At 65.9% G+C, this 8,085-nt stretch carries 5 protein-coding genes and 2 rRNA genes; 1 reads left to right on the top strand and 6 read right to left on the bottom strand.

From position 1 onward, the window contains the following. Window positions 1-52 precede the first annotated feature (52 nt). Genes ilvC through ACQY7V_RS00900 form a run of 3 tightly spaced genes read right to left on the bottom strand, consistent with a single transcriptional unit; the run spans window position 53 to window position 3,450 of the window. On the bottom strand, window positions 53-1,078 hold the full coding sequence (ilvC, locus tag ACQY7V_RS00910) for a ketol-acid reductoisomerase (RefSeq protein ID WP_235361185.1): 1,026 nt from the start codon (window positions 1,076-1,078) through the stop codon (window positions 53-55). A gap of 2 nt (window positions 1,079-1,080) precedes the next feature. Further along, complete coding sequence (ilvN, locus tag ACQY7V_RS00905) at window positions 1,081-1,593, bottom strand: acetolactate synthase small subunit (protein ID WP_154477072.1); 513 nt, start codon at window positions 1,591-1,593, stop codon at window positions 1,081-1,083. A 3-nt stretch (window positions 1,594-1,596) separates the two neighbouring features. Then, window positions 1,597-3,450: an acetolactate synthase large subunit gene (locus tag ACQY7V_RS00900; protein WP_407822817.1), complete on the bottom strand. Its 1,854-nt coding sequence runs from the start codon at window positions 3,448-3,450 to the stop codon at window positions 1,597-1,599. 314 nt (window positions 3,451-3,764) lie between these two features. Here ACQY7V_RS00900 and ACQY7V_RS00895 point away from each other — a divergent pair, with 314 nt between their 5' ends. Continuing rightward, window positions 3,765-5,360, top strand: a complete 1,596-nt coding sequence (locus ACQY7V_RS00895; RefSeq protein ID WP_277298274.1) for an aspartate:alanine exchanger family transporter — start codon at window positions 3,765-3,767, stop codon at window positions 5,358-5,360. 500 nt (window positions 5,361-5,860) lie between these two features. Here ACQY7V_RS00895 and ACQY7V_RS00890 read toward each other — a convergent pair whose 3' ends face one another. The 3 genes from ACQY7V_RS00890 to ACQY7V_RS00880 form a co-directional block, all read right to left on the bottom strand. Continuing rightward, on the bottom strand, window positions 5,861-7,159 hold the full coding sequence (locus ACQY7V_RS00890) for a threonine/serine ThrE exporter family protein (RefSeq protein ID WP_407822820.1): 1,299 nt from the start codon (window positions 7,157-7,159) through the stop codon (window positions 5,861-5,863). A 390-nt stretch (window positions 7,160-7,549) separates the two neighbouring features. Next, a 5S ribosomal RNA gene (gene rrf, locus ACQY7V_RS00885) occupies window positions 7,550-7,667 on the bottom strand. A 120-nt stretch (window positions 7,668-7,787) separates the two neighbouring features. Next, window positions 7,788-8,085, bottom strand: a 23S ribosomal RNA gene (locus tag ACQY7V_RS00880); the annotation flags it as partial.

Raw genomic sequence — 8,085 nt, 5'->3', positions numbered from 1 at the left:
GGTGTGCCCGCGCCGTGCGGCGCGGGCCCCGAGGGCTCATTCGGGATGAGGCTCAGCGGGCGGCGGAGCCGTCCGTGTAGTCGGCGTCGCCGCTCGTCCAGCCGAAGGCCGCGCGGAGCTTCTGCCCGGTCTTCTCGATCGGGTGGTTCTCGCCCTCGGCGCGCAGCGCCTTGAACTCAAGACCGCCGTTGTCCTGGTCGGTGATGAAGCGCTTGGCGAAGGTGCCGTCCTGGATGTCGGTGAGGACCTCCTTCATGGCCTCCTTCACCTGCGGTCCGATGACGCGCGGGCCCGAGACGTAGTCGCCGTACTCGGCGGTGTCCGAGCAGGACCAGCGCTGCTTGGTCAGGCCGCCCTCGTTGATGAGGTCGACGATGAGCTTCATCTCGTGGCACACCTCGAAGTAGGCCATCTCCGGCATGTAGCCGGCCTCGGTGAGGGTTTCGTAGCCGTACTGGATGAGGCGCGAGACGCCGCCGCAGAGCACGGCCTGCTCGCCGAAGAGATCCGTCTCGGTCTCCTCGGTGAAGGTCGTCTTGATGACGCCGGCGCGGGTGGAGCCGATGCCCTTCGCGTAGGAGAGGGCCAGCTCCCAGGCGGCCCCGGACGCGTCCTGCTCGACGCAGACGAGGGCGGGGACGCCCTTGCCCTCGAGGAACTGGCGGCGCACCGTGTGACCCGGGCCCTTCGGCGCGACCATGCAGATGTCGTGGCCGGCCTCGGGGGCGATGTAGCCGTAACGGATGTTGAAGCCGTGCGCGAAGAAGAGCGAGGCGTCGGGCTTGAGGTTCGGGGCGATCTGCTCGGCGTAGACCGTGCGCTGCACCTGGTCGGGAAGGAGGATCATGATGACGTCGCCCTCCTTCACCGCCTCGGGAACGTCCTTGACCTCGAGCCCGGCGGCCTCCGCCTTCTCCCACGAGGACGAGCCGGGGCGGAGGCCGACAACGACCTCGACGCCGGAGTCCTTGAGGTTGAGCGCATGGGCGTGGCCCTGGGAGCCGTAGCCGATGACGGCGACCTTCTTGGACCGGATGATCGACAGGTCCGCCCCGTCGTCGTAGATGATCTCGGCCATTGTCATTTCTCCTTCAATTGATCCGTGATCGAGCGAGGACCGCGGCCGATCGCCACGGCGCCCGACTGGACGATTTCGGTCACGCCGTACGGCTCGAGGGCCGCGACGAGCGCTTCCAGCTTGGACAGCGAGCCGATCGACTCGATGACGACGGATTCGGGCTGCACGTCGACGACGTGGGCGCGGAACAGGTCGACGACCTGGAGGACGCCGGTGCGGCGCTCCTCATCGGCGCGGACCTTGATGAGCAGGAGGCGGCGCTCGACCGAGTCCTCGGGGGCGAGCTCGACGACCTTGAGGACGTTGACGAGCTTGTTGAGCTGCTTGGTCACCTGCTCGAAGGGCTGCTCGTCGGCCTTGACGATGATCGTCATCCGCGAGACCTCGGGGTGCTCGGTCTCACCGACGGCGAGGGACTTGATGTTGAAGGCGCGGCGCGCGAAGAGGGCGGCGACCCGCGTGAGGACGCCCGGCTTGTTCTCCACGAGCACGGACAGCGTATGCGTCTGGGTCATCGCTCAGTCCTCCACATCCCAGTCGGGCGCCATTCCCTTGGCGTAACGGATCTCGTCATTGGACACTCCCGCGGCGACCATCGGCCACACCATCGAGTCCTTGGAGACCCTGAAATCGATGAGGACCGGCCGGTCGTTGATGGACATCGCCCAACGAATCGCCTCATCGACCTCGTCGATGGAGCGGACGGTGCGCGCCGCCATCCCGTAGGCGGTGGCGAGCATCTCGAAGTTGGGGATCTGCTCGCCCTCGACGGGGTTGAGGGTCGTGTTCGAGTAGCGCTTCCCGTAGAACAGGGACTGCCACTGGCGGACCATGCCGAGCACGGAGTTGTTGATGAGGCAGACCTTGATCGGGATGTTGTTGACGGTGCAGGTCGCGAGTTCCTGATTCGTCATCTGGAAAGAGCCGTCGCCGTCGATCGCCCACACGACCTTGTCCGGCTGCCCGACTTGCGCGCCCATCGCGGCCGGGATGCAGTAGCCCATGGTGCCCAGGCCCGAGGAGGAGATGAAGTGCCGGGGCAACTCGTAGTCGATGAACTGCGCGGCCCACATCTGGTGCTGGCCGACACCGGTCACGTAGACGGCTTCGGGGCCGACGATCCTCGACAGTCGCGTGAGGACGTCCTGCGGGGCCATCATTGCGTCTTCGGAGTCCGTCCAGCCCATCGGGTAGCGCTCCTTGAGCCGGTCGAGGTAGCGCCACCAGCCGGAGAGGTCCTGGGCCCCGCCCTCGTCGCGCATCTTCTCGACCTCGTCGGCGAGGATCGGCAGGGCGGTGGCCAGGTCGCCGACGATCGGAACATCCGCGTAGCGGTTCTTCGAGATCTCCGCGGCGTCGATGTCGATGTGGACGACGCGGGCCCTGGGGGCGAAGGAGTCGAGGCGCCCGGTCACGCGGTCGTCGAAACGCGCGCCCAGGGCGACGATGAGATCGGACCTCTGCAGGGCGCCGACTGCGGCGACCGTGCCGTGCATGCCCGGCATGCCGAGGTTGTGACGGTCCGAATCGGGGAAGGCGCCGCGCGCCGGCAGGGTCGTCACGACGGGGGCGTCGGTCGTTTCGACGAGGCGGGCGAGGGCTTCGGAGGCTCCGGAGCGGATGAGGCCGCCGCCGACGTAGAAGACCGGCGCCTGGGCGCGCAGGATCGCTTCCGCCGCGGCCTTGATCTGCTTCTTATGCGGTTTGCCGGCGACTTTGTAGCCGGGCAGGTCCATGACGGGCGGCCACGAGAATTCCATCGTCGCCGTCTGCGCGGACTTGGTGATATCGACGAGGACGGGGCCGGGGCGTCCGGTGGAGGCGATTTCGAAGGCCTCTGCGAGGCGGGAGGGGATCTCGGCGGCATCCGTCACCAGGAAGGAGTGCTTGGTCAGCGGCATGGCCGCGCCGACGATGTCCGCTTCCTGGAAGGCGTCGGTTCCGATGAGGGAGGCGCCCACCTGGCCCGAGATGACGACCATCGGCACCGAGTCCATGTTGGCGTCCGCCAAGGCGGTGAGCACGTTGGTGGCTCCCGGGCCGGAGGTGACGATCGCGCACCCGGTCTTGCCCGTCGCCAGGGCGTAGCCTTCAGCGGCGTGTCCGGCGCCCTGCTCGTGGCGCACGAGGATGTGCCGCAGGGAGGAGCTCATCAACGGGTCGTAGGTGGGAAGGATCGCGCCGCCGGGCATTCCGAAGACATCGGTCACGCCGATCGCTTCCAGGCTGGCGACGATGGCCTGCGCGCCGGTCATCGTCCGGGGCTGGGCAGTGGGTGTGTCGTTCACCGCGTGGTCCTCTCTTGATGTGGATGGATCCCAAGAAAAAATCCCCAGCCGCCGGTGCGAGTTGGGGAGGGGCGTGCGATCCATCCGTTGTCACGCGGCAGGAATCGCACGCCCGGGTACGAGGACCGAGGCGAGAATTCCAACCGAGAGAATGTCGAGCACGCTTCTACCGTAGGCCCCGAGGCTTTCGCGACTCGTGATGTCTCACACTTCGGGACTTGCGCGTCCCCGCCGAGTCCGTCGCCCCGCCCTCGGGACTGCGGGTCGAGTGACGGGCCGCACAGCCCTTCGCCCTTGGAAGGGCCGGGGTCCTGGGACGATGGGCCAACTCGGAGAGGAGGACGACCCCGGATAATGGGAGGGATTCGTCGACAACACGAGACTTGGAGTCCACGACTGTGGAAACGGTTTTCACCCTACTGGCAGAGCAGCCGGTCCTCTTCCTGTTCATCCTCATCGGCATCGGCATGGCCTTCGGCCATATCAAGATCAAGGGCATCGGCCTCGGCGCCGCCGCCGTGCTCTTCCTCGCCATCATCCTCGCGGCCTGGGCCCAGTCCTACGGCGTTGAGCTGCGCGTGACCCCGCAGCTGGGCACTCTCGGCCTCACGCTCTTCACCTTCGCGATCGGCATCAACTCCGGTTCCTCCTTCTTCCACAATCTGAAGACGGCGATCGGCCCGATCCTCGCGGTCGTCGTGCTCTACATCCTCGCCGCGGGCGTCGGTCTCGCCATCGGCAAGGCCATGGGCATGGACATCGCCCTCATCGCCGGCACCTTCGCGGGATCCGTGACGAACACTCCCGCCCTGGCAGCGGCCGGTGATGCGAGCGGTCAGCTCGACCGCGCCACGGTCGGTTACTCGATCGCCTACCTCTTCGGCGTCATCGGGATGCTCGCGGCGTCGATGGCGGCGCTGTCCTACGGCAAGAACGACCGCGATACCCCCTCGCCGCTGGCGAACCGCACGATCCGCGTCGAACGCGACGACCACCCCTTCGTCGGCGACATTTACGAGAAGCTCGGCTCGAAGGTCACCTTCTCCCGTCTCCGTCGCGGCGAGACCGGCCCGATCACCCGCCCCTCGATGTCCGACACCCTGGACGCCGGGGATCTCGTCACCGTGGTCGGCCCGCGCGAGCTCGTCGCCCGCGCCGCCACGGAGCTCGGCCACGCCTCCTCGCACTCGCTCATGCAGGACCGCTCCTACCTGGACTTCCGCCGCATGACCGTTTCGGATCCGAAGGTCGCCGGCCGCACGGTCGCTGAACTCGATCTCGCCAAGAAGTTCTCCGCGACGATCTCGCGCGTCCGCCGCGGCGACGTCGACATGATCGCCGAGCCGGGTCTGGTCCTTCAGCAGGGCGACCGCGTCCGCATCGTCGCACCGACTTCGAAGATGAAGGCGATCACGAAGTTCTTCGGGGACTCGGCGCGCGGCCTGTCCGACCTCAACCCGATCGCCCTCGGCATCGGCATGGCCATCGGCATCGCGATCGGCGAGCTCCCGATCCTGACGCCCTCCGGCGACTACTTCTCGATCGGTTCGGCTGCGGGCACGCTCATCGTGGGCCTGGTCTTCGGCCGCCTCGGCCGCATCGGCCCCGTCGTCACCGCCCTCCCCTTCACGGCGTGCCAGGTCCTGGCCGAGTTCGGCCTCCTCGTGTTCCTCGCACAGGCGGGTTCCAATGCCGGCGGGCAGATCGCCAACGCCTTCACCTCGGGCGACTGGATCAAGATCTTCATCCTCGGTTTCATCATGACGTCGATCATGGCCGTCGGCATCTATTGCACGATGCGGTGGATGTTCAAGATGGGCGGCACGCAGCTGTCGGGATTCCTCGGCGGCGCTCAGACCCAGCCCGCCGTCCTCGCCTTCGCGAACGGCCGCACGAACTCCGATCCGCGCGTGTCGCTCGGTTACGCGCTCATCTACCCGGTCGCGATGGTCGGCAAGATCCTCGTCGCCACGGTTCTGGGCGGACTGGGCTGAGGCCCGTTCAGTTGACGAAGGCGGGCATTCGATCCGCCGATCGCTGAGCCTTCGGGCCGATTCGATCCCACGGGGGCCGCTGCTTCGGCAGCGGCCCCCGTGCGCGTCTGCGCCACGGGTTCACGCTCCCGCCTGCTCTTTTCTGCGGCTTCCCGCCGCTGCCAGAGCCGCCATTGCGGTCGGGGAAGGATCCTCATCCCCCGCCTCCCATCTTCCTGCGGGTCCTCGTCCCGATCTAAGAGCATCGCCGCACGGGCCGACAGTCCGCCTCCATTCCCTCCCACGCCTCCTCCCCTCCCGTACCTCCTCCTACAACTCCCCCATCCCGCAACTCCCCCCATGCCCCAGAAGTGCCCAAGAGGGCCTCTGGCGACTGCCAGAGGCCCTCTTGGGCCCCTTTCGGGTGCGGAGATCCTCCTCTTCAGCATTCACGCACGAGTCGGCGAACAGCTGAGGGGGAGGCGCCTGGAGCGCCTCCCCCTCATCCGGTACGGGTCCGTCTATTCGAAGTAGGTATCGTCCAGCGCGGGCACCGCCGGCGGCCGCTCCATCAACCAGTTCTTGTCGGTCAGCATGCGCGCGACAGCCAGACCGAGGCCGATGCCGACGATCGTGAAGACCACGGTGAAGAGCGCCGTGAGCGCGAGGAGCATTTGCCCGTCATTGAGATAGGTGAGCGAGCGGTACAGGGGCACGCCGGGAATCATGATCACAACGGCGGGGACCGACAGGGTCACACGGGAGAACCTCGTCCGCTTGGCCGCGGCATTCGCCAGCAGTCCCGCCGCCAGAGCGGCGAGCGCCACGGCGGCCGGTACTGACATCCCGAACTCATTGACGAGTGCAAGGCGTCCGGTATTGATGATGGCCCCGATGAGCGCTGCGACTCCCGCCACTCTCCGCGGCGAGTTGAACAGCATGGCGAAGCCGAAGGAGGCCACGAAGCTCGTGAGGAAGCGCAGCAGGTACAGGAGCCACGGGGCGAGCACATAGGAGTACTCCGGCGTCACCGACCAATGGAACGCGGAGGAGACCGCCCAGGTCGCGACACCCGCGGAGAGGATGAGCATGAATACGTAGGTCAGGCGGGCAATACCGCCCTGGAAGTCATGACGGACAAGGTCGATGATGCCCGTCACCAACGGGAAACCCGGAACGAGGAAGAGCATCGCCGAGATGAATCCCGCCTGGTGCGTCGGTTCGAGACCGAGGAAGTGCTGAGCAGGAGCTACCAGAAGGATGTAGACGAGCGCGGCGAGCGCACCGCAGGCCATCCACACGCCGAAGTGGTTCATCCTCCGATGCAGCATCTGCCTGCGCAGGGCCTGCCCGAAGAATGCGGCCACGGCCACCGCCGAGCACTCGACCCAGCCGCCCGAATTGAGGAAGGCGAATGCGGCGCAGGCGAGACCCGAAGCCGCCGCATTGGGGAACCAGTCGTACAGCGGACCGATCTTCTCAATGTCGTCGAGGGCGGCGTCCACCTCCTCGACGCGCACCGAGGAGCCGTCGAGCGAGGCGACGAAGTTGTTGAGCCGATCGATGCGATCGGCATTGATGCCCATCGTGCGCTGTTCGGCCAGTCCTGTGCGGAAGGTGCCATTCGCGTACGAGGTCGCGATGATCTCCGTGAAGGTCACCTGCGCCTGGTGCTCGGCGATGCCGACCGCCTTCGCCACGGTCGCCATCGAGGCCTTGACCCGATAAGCGCTCGCTCCCGAAGCGAGGAGCATTTGACCGAGTCTCAAAACGACTCGGGATTGATGGGCCAGTCGATCATGGGCTTGCGAATGAAGCACCACCGAATAGTCTTCGAGAGCGCCGTCTTCGGAAGCCCGTGCACCGTCGGGATTCTTATCCGTCATGGAAGAAGAATCGCATAGGAAAGGCGCGCCCCGATCCGACGAACGTCTCGCTTTCCCTGTCGTGTTGACCACTTGAGGTGTTGGGGCGGCTCCTGACCCGTTCACGCGTGGTGTGGTACGTGCTTCGCGGCTCGTGTTTGTGTGCTTCGTGGTTCGCGTTTCTGTGTGGTCGCTGTGTGTCCGCCCGCTCGGTGTGTGTTTGCCGCGTTCGCCGCGTGTTCGGTGTGTGTGTGCTTGTGTGTTTGTGTGTGGTGGAAGAAAGGAAGAGGGAGAGGGCGGGGAGCGCAATGCTCCCTGCCCTCTCCCTTCTTCTTTTGGGTGGTGTTGCGGCGGTGTCCTACTCTCCCACACCCTCCCAGGTGCAGTACCATCGGCGCTGTGGGGCTTAGCTTCCAGGTTCGGAATGGGTTCTGGGCGTTTCCCCCACGCTATGACCACCGCAAAGTCTCTCATACTCCCCCACCCCCCGGTTTGATTGGGGGGTTGTGGGTTGAGTGTGATTCGTATAGTGGTTGCAAGCAGTGCTTTCTCGTCCCACCCCCTGTTTTGGTTGGGGGGTTGGGTTGTGTTTAGTGTCGGCCCATTAGTACCAGTCGGCTCACGAGCACATTACTGTGCTTCCACCTCTGGCCTATCAACCCAGTCGTCTCCTGGGGGCCTTCACACCCCACAAGTGGGGTGTCGGAAACCTCATCTTGGAGCAGGCTTCCCGCTTAGATGCTTTCAGCGGTTATCCCTCCCGAACGTAGCCAACCAGCCATGCACCTGGCGGTACAACTGGCACACCAGAGGTTCGTCCATCCCGGTCCTCTCGTACTAGGGACGGCCCTCCACAAGTTTCCTACGCGCACAGAGGATAG

It is taken from the genome of Schaalia sp. (genome assembly GCF_050312375.1).
In the GTDB taxonomy this organism is placed as follows: Bacteria; Actinomycetota; Actinomycetes; order Actinomycetales; family Actinomycetaceae; genus Pauljensenia; species Pauljensenia hyovaginalis.
Note: the sequence above shows the minus strand (reverse complement) of the source record. Positions and strands in the feature narration are given on the sequence as shown.